At 45.9% G+C, this 14,794-nt stretch carries 14 protein-coding genes; 9 read left to right on the top strand and 5 right to left on the bottom strand.

Features of this window, described 5'->3' with window-relative positions:
- Positions 1 to 958: 958 nt before the first annotated feature.
- Positions 959 to 2,074 carry a magnesium chelatase ATPase subunit I gene (bchI, locus tag QUA70_RS19215; protein ID WP_333331036.1) on the top strand — a complete coding sequence of 372 codons (1,116 nt, stop codon included), beginning with the start codon at positions 959 to 961 and terminating at the stop codon, positions 2,072 to 2,074.
- Positions 2,075 to 2,169: 95 nt separating this feature from the next.
- On the top strand, positions 2,170 to 2,703 hold the full coding sequence (gene ruvC, locus QUA70_RS19210; RefSeq protein ID WP_333331039.1) for a crossover junction endodeoxyribonuclease RuvC: 534 nt from the start codon (positions 2,170 to 2,172) through the stop codon (positions 2,701 to 2,703).
- Positions 2,704 to 2,710: 7 nt separating this feature from the next.
- Here the strand turns inward: ruvC and QUA70_RS19205 are convergent, their stop codons facing one another.
- Positions 2,711 to 3,280: a Uma2 family endonuclease gene (locus QUA70_RS19205; RefSeq protein ID WP_333331042.1), complete on the bottom strand. Its 570-nt coding sequence runs from the start codon at positions 3,278 to 3,280 to the stop codon at positions 2,711 to 2,713.
- Positions 3,281 to 3,651: 371 nt separating this feature from the next.
- Between QUA70_RS19205 and QUA70_RS19200 the strand changes: the two genes are divergently transcribed.
- Positions 3,652 to 4,026, top strand: coding sequence for a hypothetical protein (locus QUA70_RS19200; RefSeq protein ID WP_333331045.1), 375 nt, complete (start codon positions 3,652 to 3,654; stop codon positions 4,024 to 4,026).
- A 106-nt stretch (positions 4,027 to 4,132) separates the two neighbouring features.
- Here QUA70_RS19200 and QUA70_RS19195 read toward each other — a convergent pair whose 3' ends face one another.
- Positions 4,133 to 4,402 carry a hypothetical protein gene (locus tag QUA70_RS19195; protein WP_333331048.1) on the bottom strand — a complete coding sequence of 90 codons (270 nt, stop codon included), beginning with the start codon at positions 4,400 to 4,402 and terminating at the stop codon, positions 4,133 to 4,135.
- A 220-nt stretch (positions 4,403 to 4,622) separates the two neighbouring features.
- On the opposite strand from QUA70_RS19195, the gene QUA70_RS19190 reads away from it, so the two are divergent.
- The 3 genes from QUA70_RS19190 (at position 4,623) to QUA70_RS19180 (ending at position 6,920) form a co-directional block, all read left to right on the top strand.
- The gene (locus QUA70_RS19190) at positions 4,623 to 5,846 is read left to right on the top strand and encodes a hypothetical protein (protein ID WP_333349291.1); all 1,224 of its coding nucleotides are present in this window, start codon (positions 4,623 to 4,625) and stop codon (positions 5,844 to 5,846) included.
- A gap of 10 nt (positions 5,847 to 5,856) precedes the next feature.
- Positions 5,857 to 6,090 carry a hypothetical protein gene (locus QUA70_RS19185; protein ID WP_333331054.1) on the top strand — a complete coding sequence of 78 codons (234 nt, stop codon included), beginning with the start codon at positions 5,857 to 5,859 and terminating at the stop codon, positions 6,088 to 6,090.
- A 194-nt stretch (positions 6,091 to 6,284) separates the two neighbouring features.
- Complete coding sequence (locus QUA70_RS19180; RefSeq protein ID WP_333349289.1) at positions 6,285 to 6,920, top strand: restriction endonuclease subunit R; 636 nt, start codon at positions 6,285 to 6,287, stop codon at positions 6,918 to 6,920.
- An 87-nt stretch (positions 6,921 to 7,007) separates the two neighbouring features.
- Here QUA70_RS19180 and QUA70_RS19175 read toward each other — a convergent pair whose 3' ends face one another.
- The 3 genes from QUA70_RS19175 to QUA70_RS19165 form a co-directional block, all read right to left on the bottom strand.
- Positions 7,008 to 7,343 carry a ribulose bisphosphate carboxylase small subunit gene (locus QUA70_RS19175; RefSeq protein ID WP_006632945.1) on the bottom strand — a complete coding sequence of 112 codons (336 nt, stop codon included), beginning with the start codon at positions 7,341 to 7,343 and terminating at the stop codon, positions 7,008 to 7,010.
- 45 nt (positions 7,344 to 7,388) lie between these two features.
- A complete protein-coding gene (gene rcbX, locus QUA70_RS19170; RefSeq protein ID WP_333331145.1) occupies positions 7,389 to 7,799 on the bottom strand; it encodes a RuBisCO chaperone RbcX in 411 nt (136 codons plus the stop codon).
- Between the two features lie 136 nt (positions 7,800 to 7,935).
- Positions 7,936 to 9,366 carry a form I ribulose bisphosphate carboxylase large subunit gene (locus QUA70_RS19165; protein ID WP_006632943.1) on the bottom strand — a complete coding sequence of 477 codons (1,431 nt, stop codon included), beginning with the start codon at positions 9,364 to 9,366 and terminating at the stop codon, positions 7,936 to 7,938.
- Positions 9,367 to 9,971: 605 nt separating this feature from the next.
- Here QUA70_RS19165 and QUA70_RS19160 point away from each other — a divergent pair.
- The 3 genes from QUA70_RS19160 to QUA70_RS19150 all read left to right on the top strand — a co-directional run.
- Positions 9,972 to 11,729 (top strand): serine/threonine-protein kinase, encoded by a 1,758-nt coding sequence (locus QUA70_RS19160; RefSeq protein ID WP_333349286.1) that lies wholly within the window; start codon positions 9,972 to 9,974, stop codon positions 11,727 to 11,729.
- Positions 11,730 to 11,934: 205 nt separating this feature from the next.
- A complete protein-coding gene (locus tag QUA70_RS19155; RefSeq protein WP_333349283.1) occupies positions 11,935 to 13,227 on the top strand; it encodes an ATP-binding protein in 1,293 nt (430 codons plus the stop codon).
- 165 nt (positions 13,228 to 13,392) lie between these two features.
- Positions 13,393 to 14,794: tetratricopeptide repeat protein (locus QUA70_RS19150; protein ID WP_333410547.1), on the top strand; the 1,402-nt coding region annotated here is incomplete at its 3' end.

Genomic DNA, 14,794 nt, shown 5'->3' with positions numbered 1-14,794 from the left:
ATTTTAAACCATCCTAATCTTTCTTCAGTCTTGTCTTATGGTACTTTGGCTGCTTAAAAACTGTCCGGAGTATTGTTAAACCGAATTTAATGACGATTACTTTAAAGCTCCTTAATCGTCGATCGACAGCTATACTACCAGTCCTAGACGCAAGAACCGCTAAAAACAAAGGGTTGCGATTACGTAGCACAGCGAATAATGATAGAAATACGTTGTTTCTGCGTCTTGGACTAACTACCATGAAAAAAAATTGCTTCAAAGTGGACTCAAATATATATCTGGCGGAACTTGAGGGTTTTATGCAAATTCGGGAAAATTGTTACATAAGTTTACATTAGCGTTGCCCGATCGCCCAAAGTTACAGCACTTTGCGAGCAAAGCGCTCTTAATTATCTATCTGGGGGAACTTGAGGTTTTTATGCGAATCGCGGGAAATCGTTACATTAGTTTACAGTTGGGTTGCCGATTGCCCAAAAATTCAAAGCCACCCCGCATTTAACTTACTGGTTCAGTTGACTGAAACTATTGTGGGGTGGGCAGGAGAACCCGCCCAAAGCTGCAATTCAAATAAATACTCCTGAACGCACCGGTGGTCAGAAACCGGGTTTTTTTTGCGACAATATTTCGTTACAAACCGCAGAAACGGCAAAAAACCCGGTTTCTTTGGTTTTGATGCGTAAGTCGCGATCGAGAAAAGCTTAGTTGCGCTTGAGTGTTGAAGGCGCTACCTACATTTAATGTACCTGGTGATTTTGGTTCAAACTATTGTGGGGTGGGCAGGAGAGCCCGCCCAAATCTACCCAAATCTACAAATCTACAATGTAAATGCAGCAAATCTTAGTTGCGCTTAAGTGTTGAAGGGGCTCAGTGCTCCGCGGGCATCCTACAACTGCGATCGCCCCAGACAATCCCTTATCCCCTACAATAAACAAGCAATTATTATATTTTGAGTTATCCTGTGAGTCCTACTGCCGAAGTCAGCAATACCCTAAATGCGGGCGCTCTACCAACCGTTACCGCTACCGCAGCCCGCCGCGCTGTTTTTCCCTTCACTGCGATTGTTGGCCAGGAGGAGATGAAACTGGCGCTGCTGTTGAATGTCATCGATCCCAAAATTGGCGGGGTGATGATTATGGGCGATCGAGGTACTGGTAAATCTACCACAATCCGCGCCCTCACTGATTTGCTGCCGGAAATTGAGGTGGTGGCTGACGATCCTTTTAACAGTCATCCCAGCGATCCAGATTTGATGAGTGATGAGGTGCGCGATCGTACTTTATCTCAAACTGACATTAAAATCGCCCGCAAAAAAGTCCAAATGGTAGACTTGCCTTTGGGCGCTACCGAAGACCGAGTTTGCGGTACGATCGACATCGAGAAAGCTTTGTCAGAAGGAGTTAAAGCTTTTGAACCCGGGCTTTTAGCTAAAGCTAACCGCGGCATTCTGTACGTTGATGAAGTCAATTTGCTCGACGATCATTTAGTCGATGTTTTGCTCGACTCGGCCGCCAGCGGTTGGAATACTGTGGAAAGAGAAGGAATTTCGATCCGCCACCCGGCTAAGTTTATTTTAATCGGTTCCGGGAATCCAGAAGAAGGAGAATTGCGGCCGCAGTTGCTCGACAGATTCGGGATGCACGCAGAAATTCGGACTGTGAAAGACCCGAATTTAAGAGTGGAAATTGTCGAACAGCGATCGAGTTTTGACCAAAATCCGCCGGAGTTTCTCGCGAAATATCAGCACGAACAAGATGAGATGCAGCAGAAGTTGGTGGAAGCCCAGGAAAGATTGAAATCGGTAACTATCGATCGAGAGTTGCGTGTAAAAATCTCCCAAGTTTGCGCGGAATTGGACGTAGACGGGCTGCGGGGCGATTTGGTGACGAATCGGGCTGCGAAAGCTTTCACGGCGTTGGAATGCCGCACAGAGGTGACTGTGGACGATATTCGCCGGGTGATGACTCTGTGTTTGCGGCACCGGTTGCGGAAAGACCCGCTAGAATCAATAGATTCGGGGTATAAAGTGACTAAAGTGTTTGATCGGGTATTCGGCCTAGAAACAACTGAGGGGTAATTGGTAATTGGTAATTGGAAATGGGTAATTGTTGGTGATGAAACCTTCCCAAATTTTCATACCTAATTCCCCAGTTCCAATTACTAATTCTGGCCATGGAAAAACGAATTTTAGGATTAGATCCGGGCTTAGCAAATCTTGGCTACGGGGCAATCTCCTGTCAAATTGTCCCCGGCAACCAAGATAAAAACAGCGTTTCCATGATTGATTGCGGCGTCATACAAACAACGCCAAAACAGGAAATGGGACAGCGATTGAAAACAATTTACGACGATTTGCACCAGGTAATTGAACAGATTAAACCTGATATAGCAATTGCCGAAAAACTGTTCTTTTACAAGATGGGAAATACCATACTTGTAGCGCAAGCGCGGGGCGTTTTGACCCTAGTATTGGCGCAGTGTGGAGTGCCGTTATTCGAGTTTACGCCGGCTCAAATTAAGCAAGCTTTGACCGGCCGCGGTAATGCGGATAAATCCGAAGTGCAAGAGGCCGTGGCGCGGGAGTTGGAGTTGGGTTATATTCCGAAACCCGACGATGCGGCCGATGCTTTGGCGGTGGCTTTGACTGGTTGGTACGATGATGATATTTGTCCGAAGAAAATACAGTTGGAAACAGGAAAAGTTTGATGCAATATCAAATCATCGGCAAATTAAGCACAAATCCGGGCAAGACATCTTCTCCCGATAAACTTACAGGAAATTGTACAATCTCTACTTCGCGAGAAGGGCGATAAATCTCCACTTTTTCGTCTAGAGGATTAATTAACCAACCCAAGCGTAAACCGCTGTTTAGATACTCCTGCATTTTCTCCTGAAGCGGCCGCAGCGGGTCTGGGCGCGATCGCAATTCTATGACAAAATCAGGACAAATTGGCGGAAATTTCTCTTGTTCTTCTGCTGTTAAAGCAGACCATCTTTCTAAGCTAACCCAAGCGGCGTCTGGAGCTCGATCGCCATTATTAGGCAAGCGAAAAATTGTGGAAGAACTAAACACTCTCCCTAGCTGCGTTTTACGGTTCCACAAGCCCAAATCTGTAATTAAATAGGCTTTTCGATTGCCGCTGACTCCGCCTACGGGTGACATAATAATGATTTCTCCTTTAGGTGTCCGTTCAAATTGCCAATCTCGATTCATCTGGCATAAACGGTAAAACTGTTCGTCTGTTAGTTCGACAGTCTCTAAGTTTAAAGTAATGGTTGTCATTTTTCCTAACTCCCTACAAATATGAGTTCTGCAAACCTACTTTAGCGCCACTTTTTGTCAATGACCGACGAAACTAATCGAATTTAACATCAGTCCTATGCAATAGCACTTAAGCTTTGAGAGGGGTTTAAACCCCAGGCGGACTAGGGCGCAAATGCCAGAGATCGATCGCATTTAACATCAGTCCTCTGCAAGAATACTTAAGTTTTGACACTTGTTTAAACCCCAGGCGAACTATTACGATGTCCAAAAGATTAGTGAAAAATGTCATTAAGTGCGATCGCCCAATTCCACCCTCACTCAAAAAAATGCTATAATATCCACTTTAATTGCTAAACTAATCCCGCCAGCAGAGTACACAGGAAAATAATATGGTGATTATTACCTCCCAACAAATTGCCCAATTTCGCTCGCAATTAGCCGAATATCCCGAAGCCTTAAAAGCCCTCGACGCAATCGAAGATTGCGAAGGTAACATCGAAGATGCATCGATATCTCTAGCAATTCAAGCCGGACAAGAACCGAATATATCAGAAAATTGGTTAGACGGATTGGCAAAAAGATGCCGCGTTGCTATCTGCAAATCCGAGGTGAAAGAAGAGTTGACTAACGGACAATTGAATGCAGCATTTAGAGATTTAGTTGCAGCAAAAATTTGCCCTGATATTTTGGTGACTTCGGTAATTATTTATGTATTTAAAACTGGGGTGAATGAGTTTTGCGAGCCTCTCGAATATAAACTGTAAAGCCATAGCTGCATTTAAAAATTAGGTGAAGCAAAGCTATCCAGAAGGGTAGGGAATCGCCTCCATTTCTCAAAACATGATACAACGAGGCGATCGCACTTTTTCTCTACCCCTTTGCACTACTGTACCCAGCCGGCCTCAAATCCGGCGACAAACCCAAAGATTTCCCCAGCAAACGAGCAAGTTGCACTAAAAAATTGGCAGTATCTTCGTCACCTTCGCGGGCCATTGAAGCCGATATCTGGATTAGCATTTGCACAAATCCCGCATCAATTAAATGGGAACAGGAACTCAAAACTTCTGGTTCTTGGCCGTTGGGACAGGTAAGCACTCGCTCGATTAAGTTCAAATAAGCCTCTTGGCGTTCTGGATTCATTTTGGGAGAACCTATACAGTAAATAATTTATTATTACGCTTAACTGATTCCTGTCAATCACGCGATCGAATAAGCGATCCCCGTTTTTACTCTAGAAACTCCATTCAGTCAGGAATAGACAGAAGCTTAAAGAAAATCTTAAGTTTCTCAATGCTAGTTTAGTCGAGGTAAGGTGCGCCGAAGAGCACCCTACTATTCAAGGGAATTAAGAATATACAAAATGAAAATAGGAATATTTTTAGGAAATCTCGGAAACCCCGCCATCTACTATCCCAAACTAGCCACAATTACCGGCGGAGTCGTGGCGAGTATTTTTCTTTGCCAATTATTGCAATGGCAAGCACAGCATTCCAACTCCGGCGAATGGGTGGAAACTAACAGCAGCGAAATTGAAAAAGCCACTGGTTTAAATCGCGAAGAACAAGAACTCGCGAGACGGTTGCTTAAAGTGCGATCGCTCCTCAAAGAAAAATTAACAAATCCCAACACGGACGCCTTAGAACTCTGGGCGGACATTGACGCTTTCGAGGAAAAACTCAATAACTTTTGGACACCGAATCCGCCAGATATTATAACACCGATAAGCCGCGAAAACAACAATCACCCTGTAGAAATCTTCCGCGAAACATCACCCCCAAATCATGTAGTTAAAACCGACAAATATTTCGGGCAACCCCGCCAGCAAATAGCTGTTGCTGTCACCCCGAATTACCGATTTAGCGGCCCTTGGAATTCCCAAGAACAACTGCACAACTTTCAGCGAGCTTTAGAAGCATATGCTCAAGAGCGCAGCTTAGGATTTGGCAATCCTTCTGGATGGGCCTTTAAAATTATTGACAGCATGACAAAAGGCTTAACCTCGACTTTTTGGGATGAATTTATCGCCGGCATCCCTTTAGGAGAAAGTCAGAAAGTTAAGCGAGATTGGGAAATCGAGCCGGAAGTGCCTTATCCTGCTTTTGAAGAAGAGAGAATTCAGTATTACGTGCACAAAGGGGAACCGCTAGAAGCAGCAGTCTCCAAAGCTCGTGCTGATTTGAGAAACCCAGTTTTGGGCAAAGATTTGTGGGAGGGATTTCTGCGAAAGTGCGATCGCCTTGCCGATGATGCACTCAAAGCAAAACAGCAGGGCGTTGACACACCATATCTGCCCTCTTCCTTCAACGAAAAACCGCAAATCACCAAGGATAGCGTTATGCGGAAGTTAGGGGCGATCGCGCCGCAATTAGCCCTCAATCAATCCACATCTGACCCGATTCCAGCACTGCCGAAACTTGCTGAAACAGCATCGCCAACTCCCGCCGAAATTCCCAGTATTTCCTCTTTGCAAAAAGCTTACCAAACTCCTCTCGGCCGAAGTATAGTTGAAAAACAAATCGCTGCAAACCCCGACTGGGGCTACGAAATAGTTGACGGTGAAATCGTAGAATCTATCCCTTTTTAATGAGGCTGATATGAAACGAATTAGCGATATCAATCCGCTGGGGGAAGAGCGACCAAATCCTTCTGAGCAAGAGAGAGAAAAACTGCGGGGGGAAAGGTTGCAGCGAGAAAGATATGAAGCATATCAAATGTTAGTTGAACTCTGCAATTTGGGCGAGTATGACATGGCTGAGCATTTGGCAAATCGGCATTTTAATTGGGGTTATGAAATAGTTGATGGGATTGTGATTGAAAGGATAGATTAGGTTTGTAGTTATCCCGTTTTTCACCCGGCGCTTGAAATCACCACTACTTTTATGGGCGGACTCCCGGGCCCACCCCACACGAAACTTGATAGGTTGTGGCACAGGCCGGAAAGCCTGTTGCTAAGAATGGTGCAAGTTGACTACCGCAATCTCTATGTTAGAGTTCTAACTAAAACTTAAATAACTATCAAAATATGACAATTATTAATGCCAAAAACCTAACTTTATCAGAAGTCCACCGTCTGTTCGGCTTTCAAAAACAGTACACTAACTCATTTACCTCTCTGTTATCCCTTGAAGATATCACAGAACACGAACAGCAGGAACTTATACAGATTAGGGATGACTTCGATGACTACATTTCAACGGATCGAGTTTCTGAAGGATTGGTAAAAGCTCTGACTACCTTTCCCTTAATGCGATTGGCTGGCTTCTACCGCCGCCCGATTAAAATTAGTTTAGAACAAGACATCGCCGAAATTAGCATTGAAGATGAAGATACAATCATTAAAGGACGGTTTGATATCTTGGCTGTCAACAGGATAAAACCTATCAGAAGCGATACATATTTTTGGGTTTTGGTGATTGAAAGTAAAAATTCTGGAATCAACGCATTGATGGGTTTATCCCAATTGCTAACCTATGCTTATCAAAGTTTAAAATATCAAGACACAATCTGGGGTTTGACAACAAACGGAATGCACTATCAGTTCGTCAATATCCAGGGGGGCAATACTCCAACCTATCAGCTAATGCCTTTGCTAAACCTGATGGAGTCCGACTCTTCCATTTTGCTGCTGCAAGTGTTAAAAGCCATTTGCAAGCTATAAAAAAAGAGGCAGAGAAAATTCCCCGCCTCCAATCTGCAATGACTGTTAACCTATAACCTAAAAGTTAGATTAGCCAGCCAATATTTTTTAGTAGCCTCTGGTGTTAGGCTTGTGGACGATGAAGCTGAGCACTTGGCATTGCTTCACGTTGTCAAAACCCATGACGCGGATGTAGCAACTAGGATTATCTTGACGGCAAGCTTGAACTTCTGTCATGATTTCTTGGACGCTGCGAGCACCAAACAAAGGCAACTTCCACAGAGTCCAGTAGCGCATTTCAGCGGCAGAGGTTTCGTTGAATTCTACGCCGGGAATGTAGCCTTGATCCAAGATGTATTGGAGTTGCTTGGCAATTTGCGCGTCTGTCAGCGGGGGCAAATAGGACAGAGTTTCGTAACGACGCTCTTTAGGTAAAGTCTTCATTTTTTGTATCTCTAAGGTGTGTGTTCGATCGCACTTGTCGATCGATTAACTCGACAAATTATCCAGATTCGGTTCAGAATCTATTGATGTTTCAGGATGACTGCTAGAAACAGACCAATTAAGTTGCGTAGTTCGCTCTAAATGCTGGCGTCTGTGTTCCATATTCGCCTGTTGAATGCCAGTACAAACCATTTCTGGCAAAAATTCCGTCACATCGTGAGCCAGATACTCTCGCACAGTCATGATCCGAAATCCTAAATCTTGATTTTCCAAAAGCAACTGTTGAATGTAAGCTTCTCCATCTTGGATTTTGCCCTTAGTGGAAAAATCATTCAACCACATTGCCAGAGGAGGATTGGTTTCGCTCAACTGAGCGACCACCATCCGCACGGATTGATAGGTTAGGTAACTTGCCAGCACCTTAGCGGTGTCTTTCGCAACTTGTTTGAGATCCATTTTGACCCCAGCTCCCTCAAATTTTAGATTTTGGATTTTAGATTTTGGATGCAAACTTACTGGTAAATCTTCTTCAAAGATAAAGACTTCCCAGCAAGTTTGCGACCTAAAACCTAAAATCTCCAACCCAAAATCATCAAACGGTATCCATTGCCTCGAATTCAAACTTGATTTCTTTCCAGAGTTCGCAAGCAACAGCCAATTCAGGGCTCCATTTGCAAGCTTCGCGGATCACGTCGCCGCCTTCGCGCATCAAGTTGCGACCTTCGTTACGAGCTTGGACGCAAGCTTCCAAAGCAACGCGGTTAGCAGTTGCACCAGGTGCATTACCCCAAGGGTGGCCCAAGGTGCCGCCACCGAACTGCAAGCAGGAGTCGTCGCCGAAGATTTCCACCAAAGCCGGCATGTGCCAGATGTGGATACCACCAGAAGCAACCGGCATGACACCGGGCATGGAGGCCCAATCTTGGGTGAAGTAAATACCGCGGCTGCGATCTTCTTCGATGTGGTCTTCGCGCATCAAGTCTACGAAGCCCATCGTGATGCCTTTTTCGCCTTCGAGTTTGCCCACAACTGTACCGGAGTGCAGGTGGTCGCCGCCGGACATCCGCAAGCACTTGGCAAGCACGCGGAAGTGGATACCGTGGTTTTTCTGACGGTCGATCACGGCGTGCATGGCGCGGTGAATGTGCAGCAAAATACCGTTGCGACGGCACCATTTGGCCAAGGTGGTGTTAGCAGTGAAACCACCTGTCAGGTAGTCGTGCATGATGATGGGGGTTTTGATTTCCTTAGCGAACTCAGCCCGCTCCATCATTTCTTCGCAGGTGGGGGCAGTTACGTTGAGGTAGTGGCCCTTGACTTCGCCGGTTTCTGCTTGGGCTTTTTCAATAGCTTCTTGAACGAACAAGAAACGATCGCGCCAGCGCATGAACGGTTGGGAGTTGATGTTTTCGTCGTCTTTGGTGAAGTCCAAACCGCCGCGCAGAACTTCGTAAACGGCACGACCGTAGTTCTTAGCAGACAGACCCAATTTGGGTTTAATTGTACAGCCCAGCAAAGGACGACCGTACTTGTTCAATTTGTCCCGCTCAACGGTAATACCGTGAGGAGGGCCTTGGAAGGTTTTCAGGTAAGCAATGGGAATCCGCAAGTCTTCCAACCGCAGAGCGCGCAGAGCTTTGAAACCGAACACGTTACCGACCAAAGAGGTCAGCAAGTTGGTGACGGAACCTTCTTCAAACAAATCCAAAGGATAAGCAATGAAGCAGATGTACTGGTTGTCTTCACCGGGAACTGGCTCGATGTCGTAGCAGCGACCTTTGTAGCGGTCGAGGTCGGTCAGGAGGTCAGTCCACACAGTTGTCCATGTACCTGTGGAAGATTCAGCGGCCACAGCAGCTCCAGCTTCTTCTGGGGGAACTCCCGGCTGCGGTGTTACCCGGAAAGCCGCCAAAACATCTGTATCCTTTGGGGTGTAGTCCGGCGTGTAATACGTTAGTTTATAGTCTTGAACTCCGGCTTTATACCCAGCCTTTGATTGAGTTTGGGTTTGCGCGTAAGCCATATCTCGCTTCCTAGTATTCGCTTAATTTTTTTGCCCGATCGCAGGCTGTTAAAAATATATCAATAAAGTGGCGCTCTGAAATTTTAATATTCTTTTAATCATCATAAGTATTATTTATTTTGCTTTACATTAGGCAAATATTTGTAACATATCTTATGAAAAGCCAGCGGCGAAGGATGCAGGAGGAAAGGCTGGGGATCGCAGAGTGGGCAGGAATTTCGCTCGACAGAAAGATATGATGCAGCGAGCCGAACAGCGGATCAATACGGTTTATGTAAAGAATTTAATACTTAAAAATCAGAATTGGTAAGGGGTAATGGGCCAGAGGGAAGTAGTTAGAAATACCTAAAGTTGTGGTTGGGAGTTAAGATCGATCGCCCGATCGATCTCAACTACAATTCAGTATGTAGCAATCTAAAATCCAAAATCCCGTGACTCTGGGTCGGCCAACTCAAAAATCGACAGCATAGCACATAATAGGGACAGGACTTGTGCTCTCAAACCAAATCCGTCGTTACAGCCATTTAACCTCGCTGAAAACCGGGTTTCTGCGTTAGCGGCGCGTAAGTCTACTATGGATATTTAGCCCCATTTTTACTCTGGTTGTGCCTCACCCCCCTTCAAAAGCCGTCCACTGCATCAATCCAGATTGCCCAAGGCCCTACCCTCAGACTTGGGGCAACAATTTTTGTCATAGTTGCGGGGCTCCCCTGCAGCTAAAAAATCGCTACGTGCCTCTAGAAAGCCTCGGTTCCGGGGGTTTTGCAGCGATTTTCACAGTTTGGGACAAAGAAACTCAAACCGAGCGCGTCCTGAAAGTGTTGCTCGAAACTGCCCCGAAAGCGCTGAAACTGTTCGAGCAAGAAGCTTGGGTTTTGGCACTTTTGCGGCACCCAGGCGTCCCTAGAGTCGAGCCTGACGGTTATTTTCACGTCCAAACGCAAAATTTTGCAGGCGGGGATGGAAATCCTGCGGCGAAGCGGCTGCCTTGTTTGGTAATGGAAAAGATTCATGGCAAAACTTTAGAAGAAGTTCTCGACGAGCACCCTCAAGGATGTCCGCAGGAATGGGTGTTTAGTTGGCTGAGTCAAGCTGTGGAAATTTTAGAGGAGTTGCACAGGTGTCAGATTATTCACCGCGACATTAAACCCTCAAATTTGATGCTGCGAGACCCGGAATCGCCCCAAGTTTTGCTTAGCAAGGGTTTGGGCGGACTGCAATTGGTGACGATCGACTTTGGGGGAGTTAAACAGATGGGCGGTGTCGAACCGGTGGGGAAAGATTCTCCGAGTTCGACGCGGTTGATTTCGCCTGGGTACAGTCCGCCGGAACAAATTGTCGGCGGCGGTGTGGTGCCGGCGACGGATTTTTATGCGCTGGGGCGGACTTGCATTCATTTGCTGACGGGGAAGTATCCGGCGGAAATTGAAGATCCGATGACGGGGGAGTTGCGGTGGCGCCACATTGTATCTGTGAGTCCGCCTTTGGCGAATTTGTTGGACGATATGGTGCGATCGAATGTGCGGGAACGTCCGGCGACGGCTGGTGATGTTCGGGCGCGTTTGCAGGAGATTTATGCTAGGAGTAACGGCAAAATCGCGATCGCCCCAATGGGTCAAGCTATTTTAGAATTCTGCCGGCAAGTAGTGGTGGCGGGGGCACAAAAAACTGTCAGCCTGACGGGTTTTGTGTTCGGCGCGATCGCCCAAATCGTGGTAGCTTCTCTGGATACGGGCTGGGAAATGGTGCTGGGTGCCGTTGGTGGAAGTGCGGGGGCGATCGGCGGTTTGGTTTTGGGTTATGCTTCGCCTATTGGCCCGCAAATTGCTAGTTTTCTGAATGAAGGTTTGCAGCAATTAATTCCTAACATGACATTCGCTGTCGGGCCGGAAGTGCTGCTGTTTGGGTTTGCGGGATTGGGAACTGCGATCGGTTTGACGGATGCGGGGAGTTTTCGCCAGCAAAAACAGTATTGGCTGTCTGGATTGATGGGAGCTCAGGGCTATTTGTTGGCGGGTTTGTGCTGGATGGAAGCAACAGCTTCTAGCGGTGTGCAGGGGGTTATTTTGGGAGCTTTTGCAATCGCCTCTTTGACTGTGGGAATGGGTTTGCGGAGCCATCAATTAGTTCACGCTTTGGTAGTGGCTGTGTTCTCTACGGGAATGTTTCTCTTTCTGAATGCTTGGAACATTTTTCCGGGGAGTTTCTTTGGGATTTTGTCACTCTCTAACGTTACCTTCGGCTGGCTCCAAGTTTGGGGTTCAATTGTGTTTTTTGGTTTGTTGGGAAGTGCGATTGGGCTTTGTTTGGGAGTGAGTCATTATTTGGTTGTGCCTTTGTTGCGGTGGTTGGGCTGGAAGTAATTGTGTTGAGCTACGCAGGACACGGCAATGCCGTTTCCCTACCCGAAAATAATCACGAACACGACCTGAGAGATATAACCATTGCCAGATTAATTGTAGGGACACGGCACTGCCGTGTCCTAACCGCCTTGGCGGTTGCTATATCAATTTAGATGCTAGACAGCTTATAATCATGAAGAACATTAAATAATAGCCTCAGAGTGCCATGTCCAAAATATTACTAGAATCCTTTCGGACAGCCTATGCAAATATGGAGTTATCGCCGCTGATCACTCCGAAAGAAGTCGAGAACTTCCGCGTAGAATACGGGACAGAAGTGCTTGAAGAATTAGAGCAATTAGTCGAAGATGACCCTTCCGGTAGCGGTAAAATTATTTTTACGGGACATCGTGGTTGCGGTAAGTCTACACTGTTGGCTGAGTTTTGCCGCCAGATGGACGATCGCTATTTTACAGTCTTTTTCTCGATTTCCGACTTAATCGAAATGTCGGATGTTAATCATATTAATATTTTGTTTGCGATCGCCGTTCAGTTGATGGATGCAGCCGACAAACAGCAAATTCCCATCAAAAAATCAACTAAAGAATCATTTGAGAACTGGTTTGCCACTAAAACTAAAACAAAAATTGACGAATTGAGCGCCAGCGGATCGGTGGGGTTTAACTTGTTTAAGATGATTCAAGGCAAGTTAAAAGCTGATGCGACGATTCGCGAGGAAATCAAACAAGAGTTTCTTCGCAAAGTTTCTGATTTGGTTGCGACAATTAACGAGATTGCAGCCGTAGTTCGAGAAGGCGCGAAAAAAGACATAATCGTGGTGATTGATGACCTGGACAAGTTGGATTTAGGTGTCGTCCGCCAAGTTTATCAAGAACATATTAAAGCGCTTTTCTTGCCAAATTTTAGAATTATTTTAACAACTCCTATTTCGGCGCTGCGAGATGTCTCTTTAGCCGCTACCGTAGAAACGGAAACTAACAATCAAGTCGTGTTTATGCCAGTAAGTAAGCTGTTTAAACGCGGGGAAAGCCGGAATGCTGATGCTGTTGCAATGGCGGAACCGGCGGCGAGATTGAAAGAGGTTTTAGCTAAACGCTTGGGAAGCGAATTGATCGAACCGGAAACACTCGATCGCCTTGTCGCCTACAGCGGTGGAGTATTGCGAGAATTGATTAGAATTGCTAACGAATGCTGTCGCATTTGTTTGCGGTTGGTGCGACGGAATCCAGAAGCGGCGGTTAAAATTAATGCTGAGGTGTTTGAGGAAGCGATCAATAAATTGCGGATCGATTTTGATACCCGTTTAGGAACAACTGATTATGAGATGTTGATAGCAACTTATAGAGATTTTAAACCTGCTGACCCGAAAGCACAAGGGTTTTTGGATTTGCTGCATGGGTTATATGTTTTGGAATATCGCAATGCTGTTTTGTGGTACGACATTCACCCGATCGTGCTAGAATTGTTAAAGCAGCGAGATGATTTTCCGCGTGAATAATTTCTTTTATACTCAACAAATAAACTCGGCGGTTGAAACCGCTAGCTAATAAATTTGTTATTGTATAATTTTCGTTCTCGTAGGGGCGGGTTTGACCAGCCATCTCTGGGGAAAACTAACTATCTTGTAAACCCGCCCCGGCCCATGCTGTAACGATGTGACTATATGTCGAATCTCAACAGTCAAAACCAAGATAATTATGAAGATTTACTCGTGTCAATAGAAGCGGGTAAAGATATTCTCAACTTGCTAATCGCAGTTTGCGATGATAGCGACTGTCGCGATCGCCTGATTGCGGATTATGAAGCAGAACTCGAACCGGATATCCGCCGCTATCGCGTAGAATTGGCGAGGGGTGAACCGAGTTTGCGATCGGCGATCGCCAATTTAGTCGAACAAGAAGCATATTTGCAGCAGCGGGGAAAAGCTGTGATCACCGTGACGGGTGTCGAAAAACTGCGGTTTTTTAAACAATTTGGCGAAAGTCGATCGGAACAAGAAGTGTTTTTTGGATATTTGCAATGGACGCGGGAAGCAATGCGGGAGTTTCCGTTTTCGATTGTCTTGTGGGTGACGCGACAAATTGAAATTCTGATTAGCAATGAGTCTCCTGATTTTTGGAGTTGGCGGAAAGGTGTGTTTCGCTTTGATACGAAAAAAACTGCGGCTGTTCCCAAAACTGAATTTGAACCGTTTCGATCCCTAGTTGAAGAGGACGATCGCGAACCGCCGAGTTTGATTCCGCTGGAAGATTTGCAGGATTTAATCGCGCGAACCGAACAGAAAAAAGGACTCCAAGACCCCAGTTTGGCAAGTCTTTATGCCACTATGGGGAAGATTTATACCAGAAGGATAGAGTCTGGAGAGTGCGAAAATTTTCAGCAAGAGTATGAATTGGCGATCGATTATTTTCAAAAGGCGATCGGGCTGCAACAAGAGTTAGAGATGGAAGCAGAATTATCAAGTAGCTTGAATTACCTCGCCGGAGTTTATCAATCCCAAGGAAGGTACTCGGAAGCGGAACCGCTGTATTTGCAAGTTGTGGAAATACACAGGGGATCGCTTCCTGAAGACCATCCCAGTTTAGCTACTCACCTCAACAATTTAGCCGCACTTTATGAATCCCAAGGCAGGTACTCGGAAGCGGAACCGCTGTATTTGCAAGCATTAGAAATAGACAGGCGATCGCTTCCTGAAGACCATCCCAGTTTAGCTACTAACCTCAACAATTTAGCCGGACTTTATAAATCCCAAGGCAGGTACTCGGAAGCGGAACCGCTGTATTTGCAAGCATTAGAAATACACAGGCGTTGGCTTCCTGAAGACCATCCCTATTTAGCTATTTACCTCAACAATTTAGCCGCACTTTATGAATCCCAAGGAAGGTACTCGGAAGCGGAACCGCTGTATTTGCAAGCTGTGGAAATAGACAGGCGATCGCTTCCTGAAGACCATCCCAGTTTAGCTACTCACCTCAACAATTTAGCCCTACTTTATGAATCCCAAGGAAGGTACTCGGAAGCGGAACCGCTGTATTTGCAAGCTGTGGAAATAGACAGGCGATCGC

Source organism: Microcoleus sp. LAD1_D5 (assembly GCF_036702115.1).
Lineage (GTDB): Bacteria > Cyanobacteriota > Cyanobacteriia > Cyanobacteriales > Microcoleaceae > Microcoleus.
The sequence above is the reverse complement of the archived record's forward strand: the minus strand, read 5'-3'. Positions and strand labels throughout refer to the sequence as shown.

What these genes read in the sequence shown, in the direction of transcription:
- QUA70_RS19165 (WP_006632943.1), bottom strand. Translation starts at nt 9,366, where the DNA reads ATGGCTTACGCGCAAACCCAAACTCAATCAAAGGCTGGGTATAAAGCC.
- QUA70_RS19155 (WP_333349283.1), top strand. Translation starts at nt 11,935, where the DNA reads ATGTCCAAAATATTACTAGAATCCTTTCGGACAGCCTATGCAAATATG.
- QUA70_RS19180 (WP_333349289.1), top strand. Translation starts at nt 6,285, where the DNA reads ATGACAATTATTAATGCCAAAAACCTAACTTTATCAGAAGTCCACCGT.
- QUA70_RS19190 (WP_333349291.1), top strand. Translation starts at nt 4,623, where the DNA reads ATGAAAATAGGAATATTTTTAGGAAATCTCGGAAACCCCGCCATCTAC.
- QUA70_RS19205 (WP_333331042.1), bottom strand. Translation starts at nt 3,280, where the DNA reads ATGACAACCATTACTTTAAACTTAGAGACTGTCGAACTAACAGACGAA.
- QUA70_RS19175 (WP_006632945.1), bottom strand. Translation starts at nt 7,343, where the DNA reads ATGAAGACTTTACCTAAAGAGCGTCGTTACGAAACTCTGTCCTATTTG.
- QUA70_RS19200 (WP_333331045.1), top strand. Translation starts at nt 3,652, where the DNA reads ATGGTGATTATTACCTCCCAACAAATTGCCCAATTTCGCTCGCAATTA.
- QUA70_RS19185 (WP_333331054.1), top strand. Translation starts at nt 5,857, where the DNA reads ATGAAACGAATTAGCGATATCAATCCGCTGGGGGAAGAGCGACCAAAT.
- rcbX (WP_333331145.1), bottom strand. Translation starts at nt 7,799, where the DNA reads ATGGATCTCAAACAAGTTGCGAAAGACACCGCTAAGGTGCTGGCAAGT.
- QUA70_RS19195 (WP_333331048.1), bottom strand. Translation starts at nt 4,402, where the DNA reads ATGAATCCAGAACGCCAAGAGGCTTATTTGAACTTAATCGAGCGAGTG.
- ruvC (WP_333331039.1), top strand. Translation starts at nt 2,170, where the DNA reads ATGGAAAAACGAATTTTAGGATTAGATCCGGGCTTAGCAAATCTTGGC.